19 protein-coding genes and 4 pseudogenes are annotated in these 24,364 nt (G+C 60.2%); 17 read left to right on the top strand and 6 right to left on the bottom strand.

Annotation, left to right across the window (positions count from 1 at the left end; translation table 11 throughout):
- The 6 genes and pseudogenes from G113_RS20525 to rnd form a co-directional block, all read left to right on the top strand.
- Positions 1-489, top strand: a pseudogene (locus G113_RS20525) (ATP-dependent DNA helicase); the annotation flags it as partial.
- A 23-nt stretch (positions 490-512) separates the two neighbouring features.
- Positions 513-1,214, top strand: a complete 702-nt coding sequence (gene tsaB, locus G113_RS08475) for a tRNA (adenosine(37)-N6)-threonylcarbamoyltransferase complex dimerization subunit type 1 TsaB (RefSeq protein WP_005898832.1) — start codon at positions 513-515, stop codon at positions 1,212-1,214.
- 38 nt (positions 1,215-1,252) lie between these two features.
- Positions 1,253-1,786 (top strand): Slp family lipoprotein, encoded by a 534-nt coding sequence (locus G113_RS08470; RefSeq protein ID WP_005898831.1) that lies wholly within the window; start codon positions 1,253-1,255, stop codon positions 1,784-1,786.
- Positions 1,787-1,813: 27 nt separating this feature from the next.
- A complete protein-coding gene (locus G113_RS08465; protein ID WP_005898830.1) occupies positions 1,814-2,665 on the top strand; it encodes an alpha/beta fold hydrolase in 852 nt (283 codons plus the stop codon).
- Between the two features lie 276 nt (positions 2,666-2,941).
- Complete coding sequence (gene fadD, locus G113_RS08460) at positions 2,942-4,654, top strand: long-chain-fatty-acid--CoA ligase FadD (protein WP_152435994.1); 1,713 nt, start codon at positions 2,942-2,944, stop codon at positions 4,652-4,654.
- A 77-nt stretch (positions 4,655-4,731) separates the two neighbouring features.
- Positions 4,732-5,844 carry a ribonuclease D gene (gene rnd, locus G113_RS08455; RefSeq protein WP_005898828.1) on the top strand — a complete coding sequence of 371 codons (1,113 nt, stop codon included), beginning with the start codon at positions 4,732-4,734 and terminating at the stop codon, positions 5,842-5,844.
- A 157-nt stretch (positions 5,845-6,001) separates the two neighbouring features.
- Here rnd and G113_RS08450 read toward each other — a convergent pair whose 3' ends face one another.
- Both G113_RS08450 and dusC read right to left on the bottom strand, forming a co-directional pair.
- Positions 6,002-6,370, bottom strand: coding sequence for a hypothetical protein (locus tag G113_RS08450; protein ID WP_005898827.1), 369 nt, complete (start codon positions 6,368-6,370; stop codon positions 6,002-6,004).
- A 161-nt stretch (positions 6,371-6,531) separates the two neighbouring features.
- Positions 6,532-7,477: pseudogene (gene dusC / locus G113_RS08445) on the bottom strand (tRNA dihydrouridine(16) synthase DusC).
- Positions 7,478-7,695: 218 nt separating this feature from the next.
- Between dusC and G113_RS08440 the strand changes: the two are divergent.
- The 8 genes and pseudogenes from G113_RS08440 to G113_RS08400 all read left to right on the top strand — a co-directional run bounded on the left by G113_RS08440 (position 7,696) and on the right by G113_RS08400 (position 16,225).
- A complete protein-coding gene (locus G113_RS08440; RefSeq protein ID WP_005898826.1) occupies positions 7,696-8,073 on the top strand; it encodes a YbaN family protein in 378 nt (125 codons plus the stop codon).
- Between the two features lie 137 nt (positions 8,074-8,210).
- A complete protein-coding gene (gene apt, locus G113_RS08435; protein ID WP_005898825.1) occupies positions 8,211-8,756 on the top strand; it encodes an adenine phosphoribosyltransferase in 546 nt (181 codons plus the stop codon).
- Positions 8,757-9,036: 280 nt separating this feature from the next.
- Positions 9,037-11,731: pseudogene (gene dnaX / locus G113_RS21615) on the top strand (DNA polymerase III subunit gamma/tau).
- Positions 11,732-11,845: 114 nt separating this feature from the next.
- Positions 11,846-12,175: a YbaB/EbfC family nucleoid-associated protein gene (locus G113_RS08420; RefSeq protein ID WP_005898824.1), complete on the top strand. Its 330-nt coding sequence runs from the start codon at positions 11,846-11,848 to the stop codon at positions 12,173-12,175.
- A gap of 137 nt (positions 12,176-12,312) precedes the next feature.
- Positions 12,313-13,497 carry a methyltransferase gene (locus tag G113_RS08415; RefSeq protein ID WP_040319048.1) on the top strand — a complete coding sequence of 395 codons (1,185 nt, stop codon included), beginning with the start codon at positions 12,313-12,315 and terminating at the stop codon, positions 13,495-13,497.
- 326 nt (positions 13,498-13,823) lie between these two features.
- Positions 13,824-15,275, top strand: coding sequence for a chitinase (locus G113_RS08410; protein ID WP_005898822.1), 1,452 nt, complete (start codon positions 13,824-13,826; stop codon positions 15,273-15,275).
- 280 nt (positions 15,276-15,555) lie between these two features.
- Positions 15,556-15,954, top strand: coding sequence for a GFA family protein (locus G113_RS08405; RefSeq protein WP_040319047.1), 399 nt, complete (start codon positions 15,556-15,558; stop codon positions 15,952-15,954).
- Positions 15,955-16,015: 61 nt separating this feature from the next.
- Positions 16,016-16,225, top strand: coding sequence for a DUF4287 domain-containing protein (locus G113_RS08400; RefSeq protein WP_005898820.1), 210 nt, complete (start codon positions 16,016-16,018; stop codon positions 16,223-16,225).
- Positions 16,226-16,454: 229 nt separating this feature from the next.
- Here G113_RS08400 and smrB read toward each other — a convergent pair whose 3' ends face one another.
- Positions 16,455-16,979 (bottom strand): endonuclease SmrB, encoded by a 525-nt coding sequence (gene smrB, locus G113_RS08395; protein ID WP_005898819.1) that lies wholly within the window; start codon positions 16,977-16,979, stop codon positions 16,455-16,457.
- Between the two features lie 66 nt (positions 16,980-17,045).
- Here smrB and prmB point away from each other — a divergent pair, with 66 nt between their 5' ends.
- The 3 genes and pseudogenes from prmB to G113_RS08380 all read left to right on the top strand — a co-directional run bounded on the left by prmB (position 17,046) and on the right by G113_RS08380 (position 20,879).
- A complete protein-coding gene (gene prmB, locus G113_RS08390) occupies positions 17,046-17,981 on the top strand; it encodes a 50S ribosomal protein L3 N(5)-glutamine methyltransferase (protein WP_005898818.1) in 936 nt (311 codons plus the stop codon).
- Positions 17,982-17,990: 9 nt separating this feature from the next.
- Positions 17,991-19,079: a chorismate synthase gene (aroC, locus tag G113_RS08385; RefSeq protein WP_005898817.1), complete on the top strand. Its 1,089-nt coding sequence runs from the start codon at positions 17,991-17,993 to the stop codon at positions 19,077-19,079.
- A gap of 406 nt (positions 19,080-19,485) precedes the next feature.
- Positions 19,486-20,879: pseudogene (locus G113_RS08380) on the top strand (DEAD/DEAH box helicase).
- A 92-nt stretch (positions 20,880-20,971) separates the two neighbouring features.
- Here G113_RS08380 and G113_RS08375 read toward each other — a convergent pair.
- From G113_RS08375 to cra, 3 genes are all read right to left on the bottom strand, one after another.
- Positions 20,972-21,238, bottom strand: a complete 267-nt coding sequence (locus G113_RS08375) for a DUF3955 domain-containing protein (RefSeq protein WP_005898815.1) — start codon at positions 21,236-21,238, stop codon at positions 20,972-20,974.
- 228 nt (positions 21,239-21,466) lie between these two features.
- Positions 21,467-22,660: an aromatic amino acid transport family protein gene (locus G113_RS08370; RefSeq protein ID WP_005898814.1), complete on the bottom strand. Its 1,194-nt coding sequence runs from the start codon at positions 22,658-22,660 to the stop codon at positions 21,467-21,469.
- Positions 22,661-23,067: 407 nt separating this feature from the next.
- The gene (gene cra / locus G113_RS08365; protein ID WP_040319051.1) at positions 23,068-24,051 is read right to left on the bottom strand and encodes a catabolite repressor/activator; all 984 of its coding nucleotides are present in this window, start codon (positions 24,049-24,051) and stop codon (positions 23,068-23,070) included.
- Between the last annotated feature and the right edge of the window lie 313 nt (positions 24,052-24,364).

The following is a 24,364-nucleotide window of genomic DNA, read 5'->3' as shown; positions in this document are numbered from 1 at the left end:
GATAGGCCGTACCGTCTTGCTGCAAGGGGAAGACAACAAACAGCGGCTGCGTCTCGACCTTTGTCGAGAATGGTCGCGCCGTGCTGGTGGCGACCAGCAGCTTCTGGGAGGGGATAGACGTCAGAGGGGCGGCGCTCTCCTGTGTTATCATCGACAAGCTGCCGTTTGCGAGTCCGGATGATCCCCTGCTCAAGGCGCGGGTCGACGACTGCAAGCTCAACGGGGGGTGATCCCTTTGCCGATATCCAGCTGCCCAAGGCGGTGATAGCGCTCAAGCAGGGGGTCGGGCGGCTCATACGTGATCGCCGTGATCACGGCGTTCTGGTCATCTGTGATCCCCGCATGGTCAACAAGCCCTATGGCGCCACTTTTATCAAGAGCCTGCCTGCCATCCCCCGGACCCGGGATCTGGATTGCCTGGGCGAGTTTTTTAGCGGTTTGGCCGAGGCGGCGAGTCCGGACTCGGCCCCGACCGATCTGTTTCAATGATGCCTTTTAGAGAAGAGTTGCGAATGAACGAGTTGAAGATCCTGGCCCTCGATACCGCCACCGAAGCCTGCTCCGCCGCCTTGCAGGTCGGAGAGTCCGTCTATGCCCGTTGGGAAGAGGCGCCGCGAGATCACACCAAAAAGATACTGCCCATGGTGCAGGCCCTGCTCGATGAAGCCGGGATAACCTTGAGCGAGCTCGATGCCATTGCATTTGGCCGTGGTCCCGGCTCATTCACCGGGGTGCGGATCGGGGTTGGCGTGGCGCAGGGACTGGCCTTTGGTGCTGGTGTGCCGCTGATTGGTATCTCGACCTTGGCTGCCATGGCTCAGGGCGCTTATCGCCTGGATGGGGCCGAGCGGGTAGTCAGCGCCATCGATGCCCGCATGGGGGAGATCTATCTTGGCCGCTATCTGCTGCAAGATGGCCTCATGGTATTGGACGGCGAAGAGCAGGTCACTGGGCCAGAGGCCGTGGCGCAAGCAGAGACCCTTTCCGGTCTCTGGTTTAGCACGGGTACAGGGTTCGAGACCTATGCTGATCTCCTGAGCGGTCTGGCCGATGAACTGAGGCCCTGTCCGGCGGCCCGCCTGCCGGCAGCCCAGGACATGCTGCCCCTGGCCAAAGCCGCCTGGCTGGCTGGCAGCGCCGTCGCTCCTGAGCAGGCGACCCCCGTATATCTGAGAGACAAAGTCACCTGGAAGAAGCTGCCTGGACGGGAATGAGTCGGGTCTGTCGTGAAGCCAGGTCAAAGGAGAGGGATATGAATAAGTGCCTGCTGTTGCAAAAAAGTATGCTGCTGGGCCTGGCTGGTCTGCTGCTGGCCGGGTGCAGCTTGGTGCCCAAGGAGCTGGCCTACGAACCTCAGGCGGATCTGGTCGCCTATCGACCTGCCCTGAAGGGCCTGGATGGCAAGCCGGCCCGCTGGAGTGGTGTCATCGCCGCAGTGCATAATGAGCAGGATCGCAGCCTGGTCGAGGTGGTTTATCTGCCTCTCAAGTCTAACGGTGTGCCCGAGCAGACCGAGCAGAGCCCGGGCCGCTTCCTGGCGGTGATGCAGGGCTTTGTCGATCCTACCCTCTATGCCAAGGGGCGCAGCCTGACGGTGCTCGGTACCCTGGACAAACCGGTTGAGAGCAAGATAGGCGATCACAAATATGAATTTTCGGTGATCAGGGTGAGCGGCAGTAAACTGTGGCCACCCATCAAAGAGGTGGAGGTGCGCTACATGGATCCCTACTTTAGCGACCCTTTCTACGATCCCTTCTGGCCACGTCGGCCAATGCGCCACTGGTGATGCAAGCCCATGGATGAGGGAGCCTTAATGGGCAATTTGATGAGAGAGGGGCAGTTACGGCTGGCCGATGGTCGCCTGGTTGCCTATCTGGAATCCGGCCAGCCTGGCCAGCCCCTGCTGTTGGCCTTGCATGGCTGGCTCGACAACGCAGCCAGCTTTTTGCCCCTTGCTCCCCATCTTGATGGCGTTCACTTGATCTGCGTTGATCTGCCGGGTCATGGTCATTCGGATCACAAATCGTCCTCCTATGTCTTCATTGACTGGCTAGACGATCTGCATCAGATCATTGTGGCGGGAGGTTGGCAACAGATCACGCTGCTCGGGCACTCTCTGGGTGCCTTGATCGTCTCGGCCTATGCCGGTGTCTTCCCGGAAAAGGTCACGCGGGTCATCATGCTGGAGGGGCTGGGACCGCTCAGCCAGCCCGATGATACCGTTCCCGAACAGATCCGGCGCGCCATTCTCAATCGTTCTCGCACCCGGGCGCGGGCGAACCTGGGTTTTGCCAGCCTAGAGGAGGCGGTGGCGGCGCGCTGCAAGGTGGCCGACATCTCCCCCGAGGCGGCGCAGCTTATCTGTGAGCGGCAACTGGTTTCCCGCGCAGCCAGGCTGCATTGGCGCAGCGACCCCAGGTTGCGGGATCTGTCGCCCTTGCGCATGAGCGAGGGGCAGGCGAGGGTGCTGATGGCGGCTATCCCTTGCCCTGTGTTGTTCATTCAAGGGGAGCAGGGCTTCCCTCAGTTGACGGCACAATGGCAGGCCCGCCAGGGATGTTTCAATGACATTCAGCGGCAATGGGTGGCGGGCAATCACCATTTCCATATGGATAATCCCGTACAAACCGCCATTGCTATCGAAAAATTTTGTCAAATTCGCTAGAATCTCCCGCTTTCAATCTTTCAGGTTTGCTTCGTCCCTCACACTTCGCACTTGTTAAGTGGCTGTTAATTTCTATTGTCGTATGTAAAGATGTCCGACATTAGAGCTTGAGCTCAAAACAAATGATTGAAAATGAACGTGGACAGGGATAGGGGCAACACAGTGAGCGCACAGGTGCGAGTTATGCATGAGCATAAAGATGAGCATGAGAACATCATGCCGCAGCAGTCCGATCTGACCACAGAGTCAGTCGATATGGATGAGCATGAGCAAGCCATGGTGCCGCCGCAGGCCGAGCCGACAGTCGCATCGGCCGAGAAAATTTGGCTAAAGCGCTATCCAGAGGGCGTGCCAGCCGAGATCAATCCCGATATCTACGGCTCCCTGGTCGAGATGTTTGAAGCCTCGGTGAACGAATTTGCCGACCAGCCCGCCTTCGTCAACATGGGCCAGACCATCACCTATCGCCGGCTCGAGGAGCAGTCCCGCGCCTTTGCTGCTTATCTGCAGCACGAGCTGAAGCTGGAGAAGGGTGACAGGGTCGCGGTCATGATGCCGAACCTGTTGCAGTACCCCATCGCCGTGTTTGGCATACTGCGCGCCGGCATGATAGTGGTGAACGTCAACCCCCTCTATACCCCGCGCGAGCTCGAACACCAGCTCAAGGATTCGGGTGCCAAGGCCATCGTCATCGTCTCCAACTTCGCCCACACCCTGGAGAAGGTGGTCTACGACACCCCCATCAAGCACGTGATCTTGACCCGGATGGGGGACAATCTGGGGCTAGCCAAGGGAACGCTAGTCAACTTCGTGGTGAAATACGTCAAGAAGCTGGTGCCGAAATACAATCTGCCCCATGCCAGTACCATGCGCCACGCCCTGGCCAAGGGCCGCTTCCTGCAATACATCAAGCCCGAGATCCATGGGGAAGAGATCGCCTTCCTGCAATACACCGGCGGCACGACCGGTCTCTCCAAAGGCGCCATGCTGACCCACCGCAACATGATTGCCAACGTCGAGCAGTGCCTCGGGGTCTATGGCCCGGTGCTGCAGCGTGGCAAGGAGTTCGTGGTCACGGCCCTGCCGCTCTATCACGTCTTTGCACTCACGGTGAACTGCCTGCTGTTCATGCGCCTTGGGGGCTACAACCTGCTCATCAGCAACCCGCGCGATATTCCGGGGTTTGTCAAAGAGATCAAGAAGTACCCCTTTACCTGCATCACAGGGGTCAACACCCTGTTCAATGCCCTGGTCAACAATGACGAGTTCCAGAGCATGGACTTCAGCAAGCTCACCCTGACCATAGGCGGCGGCATGGCGGTACAGCGGGCGGTGGCCGAGCAGTGGAAGACCATGACGGACACGCCGCTGCTGGAGGGCTATGGCCTGACCGAATGCTCACCCCTGGTCAGCGTCTGTCCTTACGATCTGACCGACTACAACGGCTCCATCGGCCTGCCGGTCTGCTCTACCGACATTCGTCTGGTGAATGATGCCGGACAGCCTATCCATGCCCTGAATACACCGGGGGAGATGCAGGTACGCGGTCCCCAGGTGATGACAGGTTACTGGCAGCGTCCCGAGGCCACCGCCGAGGTGATGCAAGATGACTGGCTCTGCACCGGGGACATAGCTGTGTGCGACGAGCAGGGTTTCTTCAAGATCGTCGATCGCAAGAAGGACATGATCCTGGTGTCGGGCTTCAACGTGTATCCCAACGAGATTGAAGACGTGGTGGCGCTCAATCCCAAGGTGCTGGAAGTGGCGGCGGTCGGTGTGCCTCACAAGGTGTCCGGCGAGCTGGTGAAAGTGTTTGTGGTCAGAAAGGATCCCAAGCTGACCGAGGAGGAAGTTATTGCCCATTGCCGTCAACATCTTACTGCCTATAAAGTGCCTAAGCTGGTAGAATTTCGCGACGAACTGCCCAAGACCAATGTGGGCAAGATCCTGCGCCGCGTGTTGCGCGACGAGGAAATCGCCAAGCAGTAACCTATCCTGGCCGATGCGAAACCGTGGGTCACACCACGGTTTTTTCGTTTGGGCCAACCGACAAGATGCAGGCAAAGATGCAATATCAACTCATTTCACAGCAAGCCGATCTGGAAGCCTACCTCGCCACTCTGGCCCAGGTGCCACTCGCCATCGATACCGAATTCGTGCGCACCCGCACCTACTATCCCCAACTTGGTCTCTTTCAAATCTTTGATGGTCATCAGCTGGCTCTGCTCGATCCCCTGACCCTGGATCTCAGCCCCCTGTGGGAGCGTCTGGGCCAGGATGGCCAGGTCTCCATCCTCCATGCCGCCGGGGAAGATCTCGAACTCATTCAGCACCAGGCTGGTCATCTGCCCAACCGCGTCCATGACACCCAGCTTGCCACTGCATTTCTGGGTTATGGGGTCTCCGTTGGGTTTGGCGCCCTGGCCAAGGATTTTCTCGGGGTGGAACTGGTCAAGGATCAGGCTCGCACCGACTGGCTGGCCCGCCCGCTGACCGAGCGCCAGCTCGAATACGCGGCGGCGGATGTGCTCTATCTGATGCCGCTCTATGACACCGTGATGGCCAAGCTGCACGAGAGCGGTAAGTTTGCCTGGTTCGAGGAGGAGTGCCAGAACCACTGTGCCCGCAGAAGCCAGGCGAGCGATCCCTATCAGGCTTATCTCGAGATCATCAATGGCTGGCAACTGGGCCGGCGCGAGCTGGCGATCTTGCGTGAGCTTGCAGCCTGGCGCCAGAAAGAGGCGGCCCGCCGCGATTTGGCCCTGAACTTCGTGGTCAAGGAGCTGCACTTGTTCAAGGTGGCCGAGCGCCGTCCGACCTCACTGCGCGAGCTCAACGAGCTGGAACTCTCGCCGATCGAGATCAAGATCCATGGCAAGCGGCTGCTCGACATAGTGGCGTCGGCCCAGCAGAGCGATCCCGAAGGGTGGCCGGAGCCCATCCGCCGTCTGGTGGATTATCCCCAGTATAAGGCGGAGCTCAAGCGCATCAAGGCCCTGGTGGAAGAGAAGGCCAAGGCCAGCAATATTCCCCCGGAGCTGGTGGCCAGCAAGAAGACCATCCACCAGTACTTTACCTGGAGCTGGCGCATGAGCGCAGAGGAGCGGGCGCGTGGGCCCAAGCCGATGCTGCTGCAAGGCTGGCGTCATGAGCTGGTCGGTCACCTGCTGGCCCAATGATGGGGTAGCAGGCGCCGTGCTGGCGGAGCCTCTCCTGCCTTGACGGATAGAAAACGGGCCCCTGTTTTGGCAGGGGCCCGTTTTATTTGACGCTGATGGGGTGTGTCGTTCGAACTCTTTGGTCGATGCGACAGGCGGGGTTGGGACCCGCAGCGGGTTACAGTTCGTGGCCGTGGAAACCCTTGCGATAACGCAGCTCGCAGCGCGGGCAGCGTTGCAGCGTTGGATCTAGCTCCAACTGGGCCAAGGTCAGCGGCTCCTCGCAATCGGAGCAGAGTCCGAACAGCCCCAACTCTATCTGGCAGAGGGTCGCGTCGATCCGCTTGAGCGCCGTCACATTTTGTTCTACTTGCGGCAGATCCAGCCGGCTGGTCAGATCCACCAGTTGATCCCGTTCACAATGACTGGCCTGTTCGGCCCAGTCTCCCTGGCGGCTTGCCTTGAGCTGACCTATCAGCTCCTCTCTAATTCGTGCCCAGTCGGCGAGCAGGCGATCTCGCCAGCCCGCCAGCTGAGCTTGCGTCATTTCACACACAGATGCCCCCAACAGACGGTTATAGAGTGAGGGCAGTATAGGGAGTCGATAGGAGAGTCAAGATGACATGCGTCAAGTAAATGACGGGTTCTGCCCCTTTCCCGCCCGCAAGGCGCAGGCAGGAGAGGGGAATTACCTCCAAGGGGAGGGGGTTATGGGTGGCTGTCGCTCTCTTGCAGCAGACGGGAGCGGATCTCCTCTGCACTCTTGAGTATCCGGATGTCGGTGAACAAGAGATCGGCCTGGGGATATTCGCGCTTGAGGTAGGAGAACCACTGCTTGATGCGGCTCGGGTAGTAGTCGGCCTTCTCGCCGGCGAGATCCTGCTCCGTGTAGCTCACCATGAGCCGCAGGGCCTCGGCCCAGCTCATGTGGGCGCAGCCGGTCTTCATGACGTTGGCCAGATTGGGCAGGGAGATGGCGCCGCGACCCACCATCAGACTGTCACAACCGGATACCTGGGCGCAGGTGAGGGCATCCTGCCTATCCCAGATCTCGCCGTTGGCGGTCACCGGAATGGGCAGGGCGCGGCGAATCGCATCCACATAATCCCAGTGGGCGGGGGGGCGATAGCCTTCCCGCTTGGTGCGGGCATGCACTGCCAGCTCATTGGCCCCGGCCTGATAGACCGCCTGGGCATTCTCCAGATAGAGCGCTTTGTCGTCGTAACCCAACCTTATTTTGGCGCTGACCGGCAGATGGGCGGGCACCGCGTCGCGCACCGCCTTGACGATGCGATAGACGGCTTCCGGCTCCTTGAGCAGCACAGCCCCGCCCTTGCTTTTGTTGACCGTGGGAGCGGGGCAGCCGAACGTTGAGATCGACTCCGGGGGAGCCAAGGTGCACGGCGCGCAGCGCATTCTCGGCCAACCATTCTGGATGCTGGCCCAGGAGCTGTACCCGTACCGGTGTGCCGGCGCGGGTCTTGCCCCCCTGCTTGAGCTCGGGCGCGAGCCGATGGAACACCTTGGCCGGCAGCAACTGATCCACCACGCGCACAAATTCGCTGACGCAGAGGTCATAGTCGTTGACCGAGGTGAGCACCTCCCGCATCAGGTGATCGAGCACGCCCTGCATGGGGGCCAAAATTACGCGCATAACCGGTTTTCCAAAGGCAAGGGCTGAAAAGGACGCCAGATTGTAGTGGCAACGCCTCCGGCTGTCAGCTTCGGCATGGTCATCGAGGTATCGGTGGCGCACAAAAACAGCAGCCAGGACAAGACGGCCTTGCCGCGTCGATGGTCTATCTGTGTCGGGGTCGGGTCTGCTAGGATAGCCCCTTGAGTCAAGATCCCATGGTAGCGAGGCGAGCGCGCATGAAATCCTGGTTGTTGTTTTGCCTGGGTTGGCTCAGTTTTGTGACTGGCCTGCTCGGTCTGGTATTGCCCCTGCTGCCCTGTACTCCCTTCATGTTGTTGGCAGCCGCCCTGTTTGCCCGCTCGTCACCGCGCTTTCATCACTGGCTGTTGCATCATCCCTGGTTTGGCCCGCCCATCAGGGACTGGCAGGATCACAGGGGCATTCGCCGGGATGCGCGGCGGCGCGCCATTATCTTCATCCTGATAAGCTTCTCGGTCTCGTTGGCCATCACCCCGATGATCTGGGTCCGCGGATTGTTGCTTGCCATCCTGGTGATACTGCTTGGCTGGTTAATGCGTCTGCCCGTGCTGGAGCCAGTTGCAATGAAGAAGTGAAGTGCCTAAGCTACTGCGGCAATAATGCTATGGAGTTGGCCTGTCGTTTTTGCACCCGTTGCACGATGGGCCTTTTTGTTTTCCCGAGGAACAGGTCTCAAGTACCGGACCCGGGTCAAAAAATAAGCGGTCATATAATGAATCCGGACATTCTGAAATTTATCGAAGCTAGCATCAAGACCATCCCCGACTATCCGAAGCCGGGCATCCTGTTTCGCGACATTACCAGCCTGATTGAGAACGCCGAGGCCTTCAAGGCCACCATCGATCTGCTGGCGGAACATTATCGCGATCAGGGGATCACCAAGATTGTCGGTACCGAGGCCCGCGGTTTCATCTTCGGTGCGCCAGTCGCGTTTGCCATGGGACTGGGCTTTGTACCCGTTCGCAAACCGGGCAAGTTGCCCCGTGCCGTGATTGAAGAGTCCTATGCGCTGGAATACGGTACCGATACCCTGCAACTGCACACCGATGCCATCGTACCCGGTGACAAGGTGCTGGTTGTGGACGATCTGCTGGCCACCGGCGGCACCGTCGATGCGACCGTCAAACTTATCCGCCGTGCTGGCGGTGAGGTAGCCGACGCGGCCTTCATCATCTCCCTGCCATCGCTGGGTGGCGATGCCCGCCTGACTGCGGCCGGTATCAAGGTGATCTCACTGGTCGAACTGGCCGGCGAGTAAGCGGCACTGGCCATGTGAGTGAAACAGGGAGCCGCGCCGAGTCGGGCTCCCTGTTTTTATGAGTGCCATGGGCATGAGTCCCGATGCCCATGTCGACAGGAACGATGGCAACAGATCGCCTGAACCCTGCCAGATAGGCTGCTCGTTCGGCTATCGGGTTGAATTTCAGTCAGTTATCCCAGACTTTGCCGCAACTTGGCGCCATCGCCGTTACAGCCCCCCCGCCATTTGTGTTAGCATTCTGCCTCAATGCCTTGTCTTCCCTGCATCCAAAGGTTCTATGAGCTATCAGGTTCTGGCGCGTAAATGGCGCCCCCATACATTCGAGCAAGTGGTGGGCCAGCAACATGTGCTGACCGCCCTGACCAATGCCCTGGATCAGGGCCGCCTGCACCATGCCTATCTGCTCAGCGGTACTCGTGGCGTCGGCAAGACCACGATCGCCCGCATTCTGGCCAAGAGCCTCAATTGTGAACAAGGGATCAGCAGCACCCCTTGCGGCGTCTGCAGCACCTGCAAAGAGATTGATCAGGGCAACTTCGTCGATCTGCTGGAAATAGATGCGGCGTCGCGCACCAAGGTGGAAGACACCCGCGAACTGCTCGACAACGTGCAGTACCGCCCGGCCCGCGGCCGCTTCAAGGTCTACCTCATCGATGAGGTGCACATGTTGTCGCGCCACAGCTTCAATGCCTTGCTGAAAACCCTGGAAGAGCCGCCCCCCTATGTGAAGTTCCTGCTGGCCACCACGGATCCGCAGAAGCTGCCGATCACCATCCTCTCCCGCTGTTTGCAGTTCCATCTCAAGAGTCTGGATCAGAGCCAGATCGCCAAGCAGCTGGAGTGGGTGCTGGATCAGGAGGGCAGCCGTTTGAACCTCGTGCCTTGCTGGCCCTGGCCAAGGCGGCCGATGGTAGCATGCGCGATGCCCTCAGTCTGACCGATCAGGCGCTGGCCCACGGCAACGGCAGTGTGCTGCTCGACAGCGTACTGACCATGCTGGGCACCCTTGATCATCATCATCTGCACCAGCTGCTCGAGGCGGTCCTGCGTCAGGATGCGCCTGCCACCATGGCCAAAATCAGTGAAGTCGCCACCCTGGGGCCGGATTTCGATCAGCTGCACGCCGAGCTGGAAGCCTTGCTGCATCGCATCGCCATGGCGCAGTTGCTGCCTGCCAGCGTCCAGGAGCAGGGGGCGGATGCGGATGCCTTGCTGCAACTGGCCGGGGCCATGAGTCCGGAAGAGGTGCAACTCTGCTACCAGATAGTGCTGGGGGGGCGCAAGGACTTGCCCTGGGCGCCTGATGGTCGCACAGCCCTTGAGATGACTTGCTTGCGCATGCTGGCCTTCTCGCCGCGCAGAGCCCAGCTCCATCCGGCAAGCCTGGGTGCCTTGCCGAACCCGGCGGGGCAGGGGGCCGCCCCCTGGGGTTGGGAAAGCCCCAGGGGTCGGCCACGTCGTCAGCGCTAACACCCCAGGGCACTGAACCTGCATCTGCTCCGCGGGGTGTTCCTACGCCGGCATCCCAGGCTGAACAGGTAGACCTTCAATCTGGAGCCGGGGTGGTGAACAGCCAGAACGGCGTCGCCGGTGAGACTGAGAAGGCCCCGGATCTTGCACCGGCCCCGGCTTCGGCGTCACTCTCCGAGCCAAATGACGATGAGTTGCTTGAACCTGGACTCTCCCCGCTCTTTGCCGAACAGGAGGCGTTGCTGCAGGCCGCGGATCAGATGGGCTATCAGCCACATCCGGCCCCTGTGGGCGAGCGCCAGCCCTCTGGTTTCGATGCTGCCAGCCCCGCAGACCTGCTAACCAGCCAGCACATTGCCGAGGAGATGGCCGAGCCTGTGGAGGCTCATCCCGTCGCCGCTCAAGGAGCGGCGCCGGCTCCAGAGGAGGCAAGTGGCAGTGGCGGCGGCATCATGAGCCTGCTTGGTACGCGCAACATGCTGCGCAGTCGCCTGCGTGCCTCTGATGCGGATGCCGCGCCGCGCTCCACTGCGAGAGCGCAAAGTGGTCCCCGGCCCGGGGCCGGGCAGGCGGCTGTGTCCGCTGCCCCATCCGCCGCCAGTCAACCGGCGGCCGCTTCCCAGGCCGGGCCTGCGTCTGTCCAGGCTGCCATGGTGTCGCCTGCTTCTTCTTTCCCGGGCGACTGGTCCTACGATACGCAGCCTGATCATGATGAAGAGGAAGACAATCAGCGGGATTATCAAGAGTATCTGGCCCAGGGGGCGCAAGCTGTGGCCACGCCTCCGAGCCGCGCCGACAGCACCAACACGGCTCGCGCTGCCAGTGTGAGCCTGGACGACGCTCTGCCGCCCTGGGATCCGCAAGGCCCCTCGACCGGTATCCAGCAACCCATCGCTCATGCTGCTGTCGGTTCATCGTCGCCCAACGGGGCTCAGCCAGCCAGCTTGCCTGTCGCTCAGGGAGCCCTGGCTTCGGTCGATGGGCTGCAAGTCCAGGATGAGGTGGCTGCGCCCCCTGTGCTTGAAACCATAGATTGGGACTCCATTGAGAGTAATCAGGCTCAGGAAGCGCCGGGAGACGAACCTGGTCGGCTCATCCCCGCGACCTTGCTCGACAACTGCGGCGATCCCTGGAGCGAGCTGATTGCGCGCACTCGAGTGGGGGGGCGTTTGCGTCAGCTCGCCATCAATGGGGTGATGGTGCAAGCGGGGTCGCGGGTTCTGTTGACCCTCAAGCCCGAGCAGCGCCACCTGGTCAGCGATCGGGCCCTGATGGAGCTTGCCGCCATCATAGGTCCGGAGCTCGGTGGCGAAGTGCAAGTCGAGGTGACCCTGGGCACGGTTCCTGACCAGGAGACGCCCCTTGAGATAGAGCAGCGCCTCTATCTTGGGGTGCGCGAGCAGGTGAAACGGGATCTGGAGCAGGATCCCAATATACAGTTTTTACGTCAGCGGTTTGGTGCGGAGCTTCATATGGACAGTATCGAGCCCCTCAATCGCTGAATATGGTGCGGGGGGCCTGACTCCCCGCTTGAAATGCCGCTCGGCCGTCCCCATCTAGGACAGACGAGCCTAACGCCCGGCCAGGTCGCCGGATTTCAACGCGAGAGACGACATATGTTTGGTAAAGGTGGAATGGGTAACCTGATGAAACAGGCCCAACAGATGCAAGAGCGCATGCAGAAGATGCAAGAGCAGCTGGCCCTGCTGGAAGTGACAGGGGAAGCGGGCGCTGGCATGGTCAAGGTCACCATGACCGGCAGCCATAGCGTACGCCGCATCGAGATTGACCCTTCCTTGATGGAAGATGACAAGGAGCTGCTGGAAGATCTGGTTGCGGCCGCCTGTAACGACGCCGTACGCCGGGTCGAAGAGCAGAACAAGAGCAAGATGGGCGAGATCACCGGCGGCATGCAACTGCCTCCTGGTATGAAGCTGCCGTTCTAAGGTAGTCGCCAATTGAGTAAGAAGAGGGGCCTTGAGCCCCTCTTTCGTTGCGCAGATCCTGCCATGATGGCGGGTGCTATTTTTGGCAAGGTCGTTACAATGACGCCCTCTTTTCGCCTCCCGACCCCGAGACTCCTGTGCTGGCCCAACGTTTTGAACGCCTCGATCACCTGCTGACGGCTTCCCGTTCCTGGTGGCAATATCAGCCCTATCACCATCTGACCCTGGCCTTTGCCGGGCAGGCACCCGATCTGGCCGCCTTGCTCAATGACCTGAGTCTAGGGGAGATCAATCGGCTCGATGGCGACATGGCGGCACTGGCCACGTTGCTGGCACCCTGGATCCCAGGTGGAGCCGAGCTGCATGACTTGAGCGAGCTGGTGAGATTCGAACCCGAGCCCATCGATTGTGGCAAGGGGATGGCACTGCACATGCCGGGGCGAAAACAGACTCAAATAGAGGCTTTTACCGGGTGTCTCCCCCCCCATCAAGGGCCCTATCTGGAGTGGTGTGCCGGCAAGGGCCACTTGGGTAGGCTGGTCTCGGTGCATCGCAGTGCCGAGATAACCAGCCTGGAGCTGCAGGGTCAGCTGTGTGAGGCGGGCCGGGTGCTAGCGATGCGCGATGGCGCCCGGATGCACTTCATCGAGGCCGATGCTTTCGCTGTCGAGTCGGCTGCGCTCATTGCCCCCGAACACCATGCCATGGCGCTGCATGCCTGTGGCGAGCTGCACACCCATCTGCTTGAGGGCGTGGTTGAGCGCGGTGCCAGCGGTGTCTCCATCTCACCTTGCTGCTATCACCTGATCCGGGGCAGCGATTATCGCCCCCTCTCGCAAGCCGCCCAGCATAGCGCCCTCAGACTGGCCAAGGCCGATTTGCGCCTGCCGCTGCAAGAGACGGTCACCAGCGGTGCCCGCATCGCCCGGTTGCGTGAGCTGGAAGTGGTGTGGCGGCTGGGCTTTGACTGCCTGCAACGCCAGGTGCGTGGTGTGGATGAGTATCTGCCGGTTCCAAACATCCAGAAGAGCCTGCTGGCCGACAGCTTCGAGGCCTTCTGCCGCTGGGCCGCCGAACGCAAGGGCATAGTGCTGCCGGAGGCCATCAACTACCTTGATTTCCTCGGCCAGGGGGAGGCACGTTATGGGGATGTTGCCCGCATGGAGCTGGTTCGCCACCTGTTTCGGCGCCCGCTCGAGATCTGGCTTGCCCTGGATCGCGCCCTCTTCTTGCAAGAGCGGGGCTATAGGGTCGAAGTGGGGGAATTTTGCGCCAAACCCATGACGCCGCGCAACATCCTGATCCGCGCGGTACGTGCTTGATCGTTGATGGCGGTTTCTGAACTGACTGCCAACCCCCAATCTCCCTGGGATTTCATCCTACATGAGGGCTGCTTCTGGATTGCCCTCATCACCATGATCTACAGTTTTATCCCTTTTGTGATCACACAAACCGTCTGCTGTCAGGCAGGAGCCGGGAGGGGGGCGCCAGCGCAATGGACTGGAAGGCGTGGTCGGGATCATGGGGGCGTATCGCAGAGTGAAATGGCTCACACATTGACAACCTTTCTTAATTTTCTCTGTAAATTTAGTTGTTGGACAGCCTATGCTCTGGGTGAAATTTCACCCAGAGACAAGGATTGTTACCCATGTTGAAGCTCAAGCATTGTGCAGGGTTAGTGGCTGCGGCCTGTGCCTTCCCAAGTCATGCCGTCATGAATATCCAGCCCGATCCTGACAATGCGGGGGGCTACGTGATTGCCGCCGCCGACGTGGCTGCGGTGGCACAGGCCAAGACGGCCAATCCCATGTACGCACTCTGGTCCCAGGCGCTGGCCACCCGCTCCAACACTGTGGTGGATGCGATTTTTCCACGAGATGCGAGCAATCCCGATAACGTCAAACGGGTCGAGCGTGTGTTCCCCGAGTCCGAATGGGATTTTCTGACCCAGATGGCGGCACCGGAATACAGCTATCTTCGCTTCTTGCGGGCGGTTGGCAAGTTCCCGGCTTTTTGCGGTGAATACACGGATGGCCGCAATGCGGATGCGATCTGCAAGAAATCCATCATCACCGCCTTCGCCCACTTCTCCCAGGAGACGGGGGGCCATATCGCCAAGGAGAACCTCTCCGACAACCCGCAGGCTTTGGAGGAGTGGCAGCAGGCCCTGGTCCATGTGCGCGAAATGGGCTGGTCCGAGGGGCAACTCGGCTATACCACGGGCTGTGGCCAGGATGACTGGCAAAACAGGAAATGGCCTTGCGCCACCGGTCAGGGCTACTTCGGCAGGGGGGCCAAGCAGCTCTCATATCACTTCAACTATGGCGCCTTCTCTGAGGTGATGTTTGATGGCGATGCCTCGGTGCTGCTCAACAACCCGGGGCTGGTTGCCGACTCCTGGCTGAATCTGGCCTCCGCCATCTGGTTCTTCCTCACCCCGCAAGCCCCCAAACCGGCCATGCTGCATGTGATAGATCGCACTTGGGTACCCTCGCAATGCGAGCAGGATGCGGGAATTGGCTACGGCTTTGGAACCACCATCAATGTCATCAATGGCGGCATAGAGTGCGGCGAGCAGAACAAGACGAAAGGCCAGCCGGTCAACCGCATCCGCTATTGGGAAGGGTTGGCTGCCCATTACCAGATCCCGGTGCCGAGTGATGAGAAGAATACCTGCTGGCAGCAGACCCCCTATGGCAGCCTGAACCTCAATGGCGCCACCGATGTGCTCTATACCAACTGGGATGGCAACTGGAAATACTACGCGGACAGACCGGGCGGCTACTCATTCGAGTGTGAGCTGGTCGGTTTTCAGACCGCTTACTCCGCTCTGGTACCGGGGGATTACCAAAAATGCGTGACCAACTTCTATGGCTCCCATGCCGGTTGGCCCAAGGTGCGCATAGTGAGCGAGCTGGCCCCCCTTCCGACAGACCCCACCACGCCACCGGTTGGCGGTGTGCCCGCCTGGGAAGCCGCCAAGGTCTATAACGCCGGTGACAAGGTGAGTCATCAGGGGGTCACTTATCAGGCGAAGTGGTGGACGCAAGGGGATGAGCCGAGCAAAGGCGGCCCATGGGCGTCTGTGCCTGCCAGCTAAGGGATTAGGTTTCCAGATGAAATAGCATGAGGGAGGCACTAGTCTCCCTCTATCGATTGTTCGGCATGGCCACCACAATGGCGTGCGGGTTGGCTATGGGGTTCCCGCTTGTCAAAAGGGCCATGGCTTGCCAAGGCGTGGCCCGGCTTGCGTTCGCATATTCAAGGTAGCAAAGGGGCAATGTGGCACCGTCTGGTCAGTGGTGATGCAGAGCGTTGCGTGGTAAAGGGCATAGGATGTCGGCAATGGGCCGGCCCCGAAGACAGTTAATGGAGGTTTTATGCAAGGACGTTGTCTGTGTGGTGGAATAGCCGTTTCGAGCGACGAACAGCAGGAAGTCAGCTTGTGCCACTGCGCCATGTGCCGGCGCTGGTCAGGGGGGCCGATGTTCGCGGTACATGGCGGCACTGGCGTCACATTCAAGGGGCTGACTCCCGTCGCTTATCGCTCATCCGAGTGGGCGGAGCGCGGCTTCTGCCCGACCTGTGGCACCCACCTTTTCTATCATCTGTTGCCCACCGGGGAATACATACTGCCCGCCGGTCTGTTCCAGGAGCAGAGCTTTGAGCTGACCTGCCAGATCTTCATCGATGAAAAACCGGGCTTCTACGCACTGAAAAACGACACGCCGACCCTCACCGGGCAAGAGGTATTCGAGCAGTTTGCTCCCAAGGCCTGAGGCACCGACTCGTTGATATGAACAAGCCGTAGGGACGGCGCCATGATCCAAGGAGGACAAGATGGATGAACAGCACAAGGCGAAGGGGCCAGCTTCTTATTTCCCGGCCATCGAGCAGAGATATGGCCAACCGGTCAGCCATTGGTTGGCCTTGCTGGCCGGACGGGATGAGAAGCAGCACATGGCCCTGGTGGCCTGGCTCAAAACCGAGCACGACCTGGGTCATGGCCATGCCAATGCGTTGGTGGCGCACTATCTGGCACAAGGATAGCGCGCTCCCTATCTCTGCTGGGCTGTGTCAATCAGGGCTTGGCGGGCGCCCCCTGTCTCATCGCTATCCTGCATCCCCCGACGTCATCAGGCATCGGGGCGTCATTTATCCGAAGGCCGCTGGTGAGGGTTTGTCTATCAACGAGGGCTGAGCTGGGGATATATGACGGCTTGAAATGGGACAAGAGCTCCGAACATCAGGGCCATTTGCAAAGGGCAGGGGCGCGGCTTTACTCTTCAATCTCCAGCAACACCAGAATGGCGCTGTCACCACCCCACTCCCGGGGGGCCTGGTGGAAGGCGCGCACATTGGGGTGCTGGGCCAGCCAGCTTGGGATGCGCTGCTTGAGAATGTGTTTGCCAATACCGTGCATGACGGAGGCGACATGTATGTTCTCTTTTTGGCACAGGCTGAGCAGGGCGGCGAGCTCTTGCTTGGCCTGATTCTGATTCATGCCATGCAAGTCCAGGTAGATCTCCGGCGGATAGAGGCCGCGTTTGAGCTTTTTCAGCTCAAATTTCGACACATCTTCGCGCACATATCGAGTCGGCCCCTCTTCGTCCAGATGGGGCTGATATTCATCGCTGAAAAAGTGGCCAACCCCAAGCATTTCGCGGCTCTCACGCATTTCGCGTTTCTGCTTGACCGGGCGCAACTCGGCCCTTAAGGTATCTTGCTTGATTTTCCGGGTACCTTTTATCGCATCGCGGAACAGCTGGCTTTCATCGTCTGTCAGTGAAGGCGTTTTTTTCATCAGGTACTCGTCTTGCTCGCTATATAAGAATGCTCGGGCCGGATATTACTCGACTTGGAGGTGGATTTGGACAAGATATTTATCGACGAGGTGGTTGCCGAAATGCACACCATCCAGGACATGTTGCGCTGGGCTATGAGTCGTTTCAACGACGCCGGTATCTTCTACGGTCATGGCACGGACAACGCCTGGGATGAAGCCGTGCAGCTGGTACTGCCTGCGTTGCATCTGCCGCCGGACGTGGATCCGGGCATGCGCCACTCCCGTCTGACCCCGACCGAGCGCCATCGCATCGCCGAGCTCATCATCCGCCGGGTACAGGAGCGGGTGCCTGCGGCCTACCTGACCAACAAGGCTTGGTATGCCGGTTGGGAGTTCTACGTGGATGAGCGGGTATTGATCCCGCGCTCTCCCATCTCCGAGCTGGTGGCCAATCGTTTCGAGCCCTTCTTGAAAGAAGAGCCGACCCGGATCATGGATCTTTGCACAGGTTCCGGCTGCATCGCCATCATCATGGCCCACGAGTTCCCCCATGCGGAAGTGGATGCCATCGACATCAGCGTCGAGGCCCTCAATGTGGCCGAGCGCAATATCTCCGATCATGGCCTCGAGCAGCAGGTCATCCCGATCCGCTCCGACCTGTTCCGGGACTTGCCGGCCGGTGACAAGTACGATCTCATCGTCTCCAACCCGCCTTATGTCGACTCCGAAGACATGTCGGATCTGCCGGACGAGTTCCGTCATGAGCCCGAGCTGGCGCTGGCCTCCGGCTCCGATGGCCTCAAGCTGACCAAGCGTCTGCTGGCTCATGCCGCCGATTTCCTCAAAGACAATGGCGTGCTGGTGGTCGAGGTGGGCAACAGCATGATCCATCTGGAGAACCAGTTCCCCGAGGTGCCTTTTACCTGGGTCGAGTTCGAAAATGGCGGCCATGGCGTCTTCGTGATGACCAAGGCTGAGCTTGAGCAATACCAGCCTCATTTCGCGATTTACAAGAACTAAGGAGCACAGATGGCAGGGAACAGTTTTGGCCAACTCTTTCGGGTCTCCACCTTCGGTGAGAGCCATGGCCCGGCGCTGGGCGCCGTGGTCGATGGCTGCCCGCCCGGGCTTGAGATAAGCGAAGCGGATCTGCAAATCGATCTGGACAGGCGTAAGCCTGGCACCTCCCGCTACACCACCCAGCGCCGCGAAGCGGACGAGGTGAAGATCCTCGCCGGGGTGTTCGAGGGCAAGACCACGGGGACTTCCATCGGTCTGCTGATCGAGAACACCGATCAGCGCTCCAAGGATTACTCGGATATCCAGGACCTGTTCCGCCCGGGTCATGCCGACTACACCTATCACCAGAAGTTCGGCCAGCGCGACTACCGCGGCGGCGGCCGCTCCTCGGCCCGCGAGACCGCCATGCGGGTCGCGGCCGGCGCCATTGCCAAGAAGTACCTCAAGCAGATGCATGGCATCGAGATCATCGGCTTTCTCTCCCAGCTCGGCCCCATCAAGGCCGAGGCCTTCGATCGGGAGCAGATAGAGCAAAACCCCTTCTTCTTCCCGGATGAGGGCAAGCTCGAGGCCCTTGATGAGTACATGCGTGCCCTGAAAAAAGAGGGCAACAGCATAGGCGCCAAGGTGCAGGTGATGGCGACCAATGTCCCGGTGGGCCTCGGCGAGCCGGTGTTCGACCGGCTCGATGCCGACATCGCCCATGCCATGATGGGCATCAATGCGGTGAAAGGGGTCGAGATCGGCGACGGTTTTGCGGTGGTGGAGCAAAAAGGCTCCGAGCATCGCGACGAGATGACCCCGACCGGTTTTGCCAGCAACCATGCGGGTGGCATCCTTGGCGGCATCTCGTCAGGTCAGGAGATAGTGGTGAGCATGGCGCTCAAACCTACCTCCAGCATCACTGTGCCGGGCAAAACCATCAATACTCGCGGCGAGGCCACAGAGATGATCACCAAGGGTCGCCACGACCCTTGTGTTGGCATCCGCGCCGTGCCCATCGCCGAGGCCATGCTGGCCTTGGTGCTGATGGATCACCTGCTGCGCCACCGCGCCCAGAACGCCGGCGTCCATACCGCGACCCCGCAACTGCGCTGATGCAAGTGGCAGTCGATGCGAAACAGGCAGCCTTGGCTGCCTGTTTTTTTGGGCTGTTGATGAGGACTCGAGTCCATGGCCGGTTGGGGGCCGCGGCGAGGCGTACATCGGGCCCATGAGTTGCAGGACAAACATCGACGTGCACCCTCAACAGGGTGACAGAGCCGCAGACTTAGCGGCCGATGTGATTGGCTCCGTTTTTTAATCATGTTGCGATAGTTGTCACATTTCTCTCGTCTCGGGACGTCAACTCCGCTAGACTGCGGCCTCTATTCTTTCCCCTTTGCTCTGCTCCCCGGGGAAAATCGTTGTTTTCTCAATAGGCCCAGTTCTTGTGAGATGGCATCGGCTCGGCAGAGGAGCCCCACCACAAATCCCCGGCGCCCCAAATCCCTAGCAGGTAACTATGAGTTTTACTTCCCTCGGTCTGGCCGAGCCTTTGCTCCGTGCCGTTGCCGAACAAGGCTACGACACCCCGTCCCCCATTCAGCTGCAAGCGATCCCGGCCGTACTGGCTGGCCGTGACCTGATGGCGGCGGCCAAACCGGGACCGGCAAGACCGCAGGCTTTACCCTGCCGATGCTGCAACGTCTGACCGAGAGCAAGCGCAAAGTGTCGCCGAACCGGATCCGCGCCCTGGTGCTGACCCCGACTCGCGAACTTGCCGCCCAGGTGGGCGAGAGCGTGCGCAACTACGGCAAGCACTTGCCGATCCGTAGCCACGTCGTCTTTGGTGGCGTCAGCATCAACCCGCAGATGATGGCGACTCGCCGTGGTCTGGACGTGCTGGTTGCCTGCCCGGGTCGCCTGATGGATCTCTACAATCAGGGCGCCGTGCGTTTTGATGAAGTCGAGATACTGGTGCTGGACGAAGCGGACCGCATGCTCGACATGGGCTTCATCCGTGACATCCGCAAGATCCTGGCCCTGATGCCCAAGCAGCGTCAGAACCTGTTGTTCTCAGCGACCTTCGCCGAAGAGATCCGCGAGCTGGCCACCGGCCTGCTCAACAACCCGGCTGTCATCGAAGTGGCACCGCGCAACAGCACCGCCGAGCGTATCGAGCAGCTGGTTCACCCCTGCGACAAGGCCAACAAAATTGGTCTGCTGAGCCACCTGGTCACCAGCAACGATTGGCAGCAGGTATTGGTATTCACCCGTACCAAGCACATGGCCAACCGTGTCGCCGAGACTCTGGACAAGAACGGCGTCAGCGCCGCCGCCATCCATGGCAACAAGAGCCAGGGCGCCCGTACCCGTGCCCTGGCCGGTTTCAAGGATGGCAACGTCAAGGTGCTGGTTGCGACCGACATCGCCGCCCGTGGTCTGGACATCGACAAGTTGCCGCAAGTGGTCAACTTCGAGCTGCCCAACGTGGCGGAAGACTATGTGCACCGTATCGGCCGTACTGGCCGTGCTGGCGCCACCGGTCACGCCATCTCCCTGGTTGCTGCCGATGAAGGCAAGCTCATCAAGGCCATCGAGCGTCTGACCAAGCAGAACATTCCCTGCGAGCAGGTTGCCGGTTTTGAAGCCTCCCGCGAGACCCTCGACAACATCGCCCGCGGCATTGGCGCGCCGCTGCGCAAAGAGCCGCGCGATCCGAGCGAAGAGCGCCGTGCGCCGCGTCCTCAGCAGCGTCAAGGCGCCGGTCGTTCCGGCAATGGCGGTGGTCGCTCCGGCGGTGCTAGCACCGGCAGCAGTGGCAAGCCCAAGCCGCAGGGCGGACAACGTCCGGCCGATGGTGCAGGCAAACCGGCCCAGGCTCGTCGCCCCCGTCGCGCCAGCCACAACCAGTAAATGGGTGAGGGGATCCCTCCCTAGCTCACAGGTTGATATAAAAAGCCCTGCCAATCTGGCGGGGCTTTTTTGTATTTGCGGTTCATCGGGGCCTAGAGTTTCAGCCTAGGCTCGGCATGGTTTGCATGTTGCTTCAGATGGGGGCTTATCCGCTTCATGCGCCGCTGCCTGCAAAATGCCCTGAGTGCACCGAAGAGGGCGAGCAGTATCCCCATGAAAATGAACAGGTAGCCGATGGGCAGCAGGCCGAACGGCTCATGCAGGTAACCCTGGCTGTCCACGAATGAGCCAAGCAGGTGAAAGGTGATGAGGGAGATTACACCGAGTGCCGTGAACAGCGCCGCCAGTTTCATCATCATATTCTCTCGTGGTCCTGGAAGAGGCGCCAGCCTGTCATGGTCGAGTGAAGGGAGTGTGAAGCGGGACTGAAGAGCGGCGCCCCAATAGGCAATTCGCTTGATACGCCATCCTGGCCTGAGCCCGCCTTGTCTGTCCCCGCATCATGCTGGACACCAGAGGTTATCAGGAGTGAAAAAGCCCCGCCAACAGCGTTGGCGGGGCTTTTTGCAGTTCATCATGGGGAGGGCTTAGAGGGCGGGTAACAGCCCCAGGCTGACGCTCAGCTGCACCCCGACGATCAATACCCCCATGGCACCGGCGACACCCAGCGCCAGCACGCCACCTGGCGCGCGGTAGTGGTGCGGCTCGGCTTGCTTGCGGCTCTGCCACACCAGCGCCACCGGCAGCAGTACCGCCAGTATGGCCAGGGCAATGGCAGCGTAACCCAGAGCCATGATGAAGCCCTGCGGGAAGTAGAGCGCAAACAGCAGCGGTGGCACGAAGGTGATAAGCCCGGTCTGCAGGCGACCGCTGGCGTTGTCATCGCGCTTGCTCACCTTGGCCATGAAATCAAACAGTCCCAGGGTCACGCCGAGGAAAGAGGTGGCCAGCGCCAGATCGGCAAAGAGGTGCATGGCCTGGTTGAACAGGGGCCAGTTGACCAGGTGGCCTATCTGGGCCAGCAGGCCATCCAGCGCGCCGCCATTGTCCAGCAGGCTCTGCTGGCCGAGCAGGCCCAGGATGGCCACTTGCCACAAGACATAGAGGATCAGCGGCAGGGCAGAGCCCCACACGAACACCCGGCGCAGTCGCTTGGGACAATCGCCGAGATAGAGCATCACACTCGGGATGGAGCCGTGAAAGCCGAATGAGGTGAAGATGACCGGCAGGCCCGCCAGCAGCAAGCCCTGGCCGAGGGGCAGGGAGAGCAGGTGCTGCCCTTCGGCGCGGGGCAAGAGCAGCGCCAGCACTGCCACCATGATCACCAGTTTCACGGCGAACATCAGCCGGTTGAGGTAATCCACCTGTTTGGTGCCGATGCAGACCATGCCGCCAAACAGCAGAGTGAAGGCCCAGGCGGCCTGACCTTGGCTGAAGGAGATACCCACATCAGCCAGTGCTTGCACCAGCAGGCTACTGCCGCCGCTGATATAGGCGCTGGCCAGGGAGTAGAACAGCATCAGGATGCAGAAGGAGGCGACGCGCTTGCCCCAGGGGCCGAGTAGCTGAGCCGCCAACTGGTGAAGATACCACTTGCCAGTACTGAGGCTGGCTTCGACTTGCAGCATGGCGGTGAAGGCCATCAGGGCCCATAGCCCCAACATCAATGCCAGGGTGGCGGGGCCACCCAGAGAGGAAGAGGCAAGGGGCAGCGCCAGCATGCCGGCGCCTATGGTGGTACCGGCGATGAGCAGGGTACATCCGAGAGTCTTGGTATTCATGAGTCCAATCCGATATTGAGGATAACAAGGCCGCGCGGGCGGCTTGGAGCAAAACAGGGTGGTGCGCCTTCGGGTCCGATCCGAAGGCTAGCAATATCGAAGTAGACGCATCTGTACTCAAAACCTGTCGTTTGTAAAAAGAGATTGCCAAGCTAACGGATCAAAATGGGGTAAACAAGCCCGAAATAGGTGGATGTGTAATTCTTTTCGCTATTAACTGGAAATAAATGCTGACAGTGATGGCTGGGGTGGTGAGAAATTCGGCAGTGATGAAGTCAGTGATTACTGGGGGGATGGGGTGGCCTGACCGGCAGCAAGCGTTGGGCGCTTGCCATCCGGTAAAGAGGGGATCTGATCAAGGGAGAGCAAACCCGAGGGCGGTTTGGGTTTGCTCGGGGCAGAGGGGGTCAGCGGCGGCGTTTGAGGCTGCGGGCTATATGGTGCAGGCCGCTGCGATAGTCGCCGGTGATGGCCTGGAAGGCCAGATCCAGTGCCAAGGCCGCCAGCTCGTCATGGCGTTGGGGCAGGGAGTTGATGCCAAAGGGCATGAAATCGAGCAGGCGATCGTCACCGAAGGTAGCCATGGCAAGTTGGCTCATGTCTGCCTCTTGCTCGATCAGATAATCGAGTACCCCTTCCATCAGGATGTAGGAGGTGGTCACCAGGGCCGGGGGCAGGGCGCCCAGCTCATGATGCAGGGTACTGATCAGCCGATAGCCTTCGGCGCGGGAGAAGTGCAGTCCCTCGCACAGATGATACTGGGCATTGCACCCCGCAAGGGCTTGCAAGAAACCGAGCCGGCGCTCCTGACTGATCGTCAGGCTCGGTAGTGCGGTGATCAAGGCGATGTGGGCAAGGTCTGGCTGGAGCAGGGAAGCGGTCAGCTCCTCGCATGCCTTGCGGTTCTCACTGGCCACACTGATGAAGTGTTCCGGCGCCATGGTCCGATCGATGGCAATGATCTGGGTGCCACTGGCCTGCTTGGTCTGATACCAGGGATCTTCCGGCGACAGGCAACTTGCCACCAGCAAGGCATCCACATGGCGACTTACCAGCATGTCGCACAGCGCCTTCTCGGTATCCGGCTCATCTTCCGAGCAGACGATAAGCAATTGGTAGCCACGGGCACGGGCACCTTGCTCGAGCCGCTTGGCCAGTTTGGCATAACTGGCGTTTTCCAGATCCGGCAGTATGAAACCCAGGGTTCGGGTCTGGCCGCCACGCAAGGAGGCGGCGCGACTGTCGGGTCTATAGTTGTGGGCATCGACCACGGCCATCACCTTGTCACGGGTCGCCTGACTGATGCGGTGCTGATCGGCCTTGCCGTTGATCACATAGCTGGCCGTGGTGCGCGAGACACCAGCGAGGGCTGCCACTTCATCCAGTTTCATCTTGTTGGCCCTGTCTTGTTTGGCTCTCTCCGGTAACAATATCCCGCCCTCCTGACCCTGTTCTGACTCGAAAAGTGTGCGCCGGATCATATCATTGAACAAGGTGAAGTGCGGGGACTTGATCAAATAGCTGAAACGATTCAGTCTGAGTGTAAGTGAAACGATTCAGCTTGTCAGTAGACAAAGACAAACAGAGGACAGATCCACCAGTGGGATGCGATCCGGTCTATTGTGAGCAGGGCAAGCGTGGGTCATCCGACCCCTAGTCACAGAGCATTATCATTGAGCGCAATCCAGGTGGCCGCCTCGGCCG

The organism is Aeromonas molluscorum 848 (assembly GCF_000388115.1).
Classification (GTDB): domain Bacteria; phylum Pseudomonadota; class Gammaproteobacteria; order Enterobacterales; family Aeromonadaceae; genus Aeromonas; species Aeromonas molluscorum.
The sequence above is the reverse complement of the archived record's forward strand: the minus strand, read 5'-3'. Positions and strand labels throughout refer to the sequence as shown.

What these genes read in the sequence shown, in the direction of transcription:
- G113_RS08465 (WP_005898830.1), top strand. Translation starts at nt 1,814, where the DNA reads ATGGGCAATTTGATGAGAGAGGGGCAGTTACGGCTGGCCGATGGTCGC.
- tsaB (WP_005898832.1), top strand. Translation starts at nt 513, where the DNA reads ATGAACGAGTTGAAGATCCTGGCCCTCGATACCGCCACCGAAGCCTGC.
- G113_RS08405 (WP_040319047.1), top strand. Translation starts at nt 15,556, where the DNA reads ATGCAAGGACGTTGTCTGTGTGGTGGAATAGCCGTTTCGAGCGACGAA.
- G113_RS08400 (WP_005898820.1), top strand. Translation starts at nt 16,016, where the DNA reads ATGGATGAACAGCACAAGGCGAAGGGGCCAGCTTCTTATTTCCCGGCC.
- G113_RS08375 (WP_005898815.1), bottom strand. Translation starts at nt 21,238, where the DNA reads ATGATGATGAAACTGGCGGCGCTGTTCACGGCACTCGGTGTAATCTCC.
- G113_RS08440 (WP_005898826.1), top strand. Translation starts at nt 7,696, where the DNA reads ATGAAATCCTGGTTGTTGTTTTGCCTGGGTTGGCTCAGTTTTGTGACT.
- G113_RS08370 (WP_005898814.1), bottom strand. Translation starts at nt 22,660, where the DNA reads ATGAATACCAAGACTCTCGGATGTACCCTGCTCATCGCCGGTACCACC.
- aroC (WP_005898817.1), top strand. Translation starts at nt 17,991, where the DNA reads ATGGCAGGGAACAGTTTTGGCCAACTCTTTCGGGTCTCCACCTTCGGT.
- rnd (WP_005898828.1), top strand. Translation starts at nt 4,732, where the DNA reads ATGCAATATCAACTCATTTCACAGCAAGCCGATCTGGAAGCCTACCTC.
- smrB (WP_005898819.1), bottom strand. Translation starts at nt 16,979, where the DNA reads ATGAAAAAAACGCCTTCACTGACAGACGATGAAAGCCAGCTGTTCCGC.
- apt (WP_005898825.1), top strand. Translation starts at nt 8,211, where the DNA reads ATGAATCCGGACATTCTGAAATTTATCGAAGCTAGCATCAAGACCATC.
- G113_RS08420 (WP_005898824.1), top strand. Translation starts at nt 11,846, where the DNA reads ATGTTTGGTAAAGGTGGAATGGGTAACCTGATGAAACAGGCCCAACAG.
- G113_RS08450 (WP_005898827.1), bottom strand. Translation starts at nt 6,370, where the DNA reads ATGACGCAAGCTCAGCTGGCGGGCTGGCGAGATCGCCTGCTCGCCGAC.
- fadD (WP_152435994.1), top strand. Translation starts at nt 2,942, where the DNA reads ATGGTGCCGCCGCAGGCCGAGCCGACAGTCGCATCGGCCGAGAAAATT.
- cra (WP_040319051.1), bottom strand. Translation starts at nt 24,051, where the DNA reads ATGAAACTGGATGAAGTGGCAGCCCTCGCTGGTGTCTCGCGCACCACG.
- G113_RS08470 (WP_005898831.1), top strand. Translation starts at nt 1,253, where the DNA reads ATGAATAAGTGCCTGCTGTTGCAAAAAAGTATGCTGCTGGGCCTGGCT.
- G113_RS08410 (WP_005898822.1), top strand. Translation starts at nt 13,824, where the DNA reads ATGTTGAAGCTCAAGCATTGTGCAGGGTTAGTGGCTGCGGCCTGTGCC.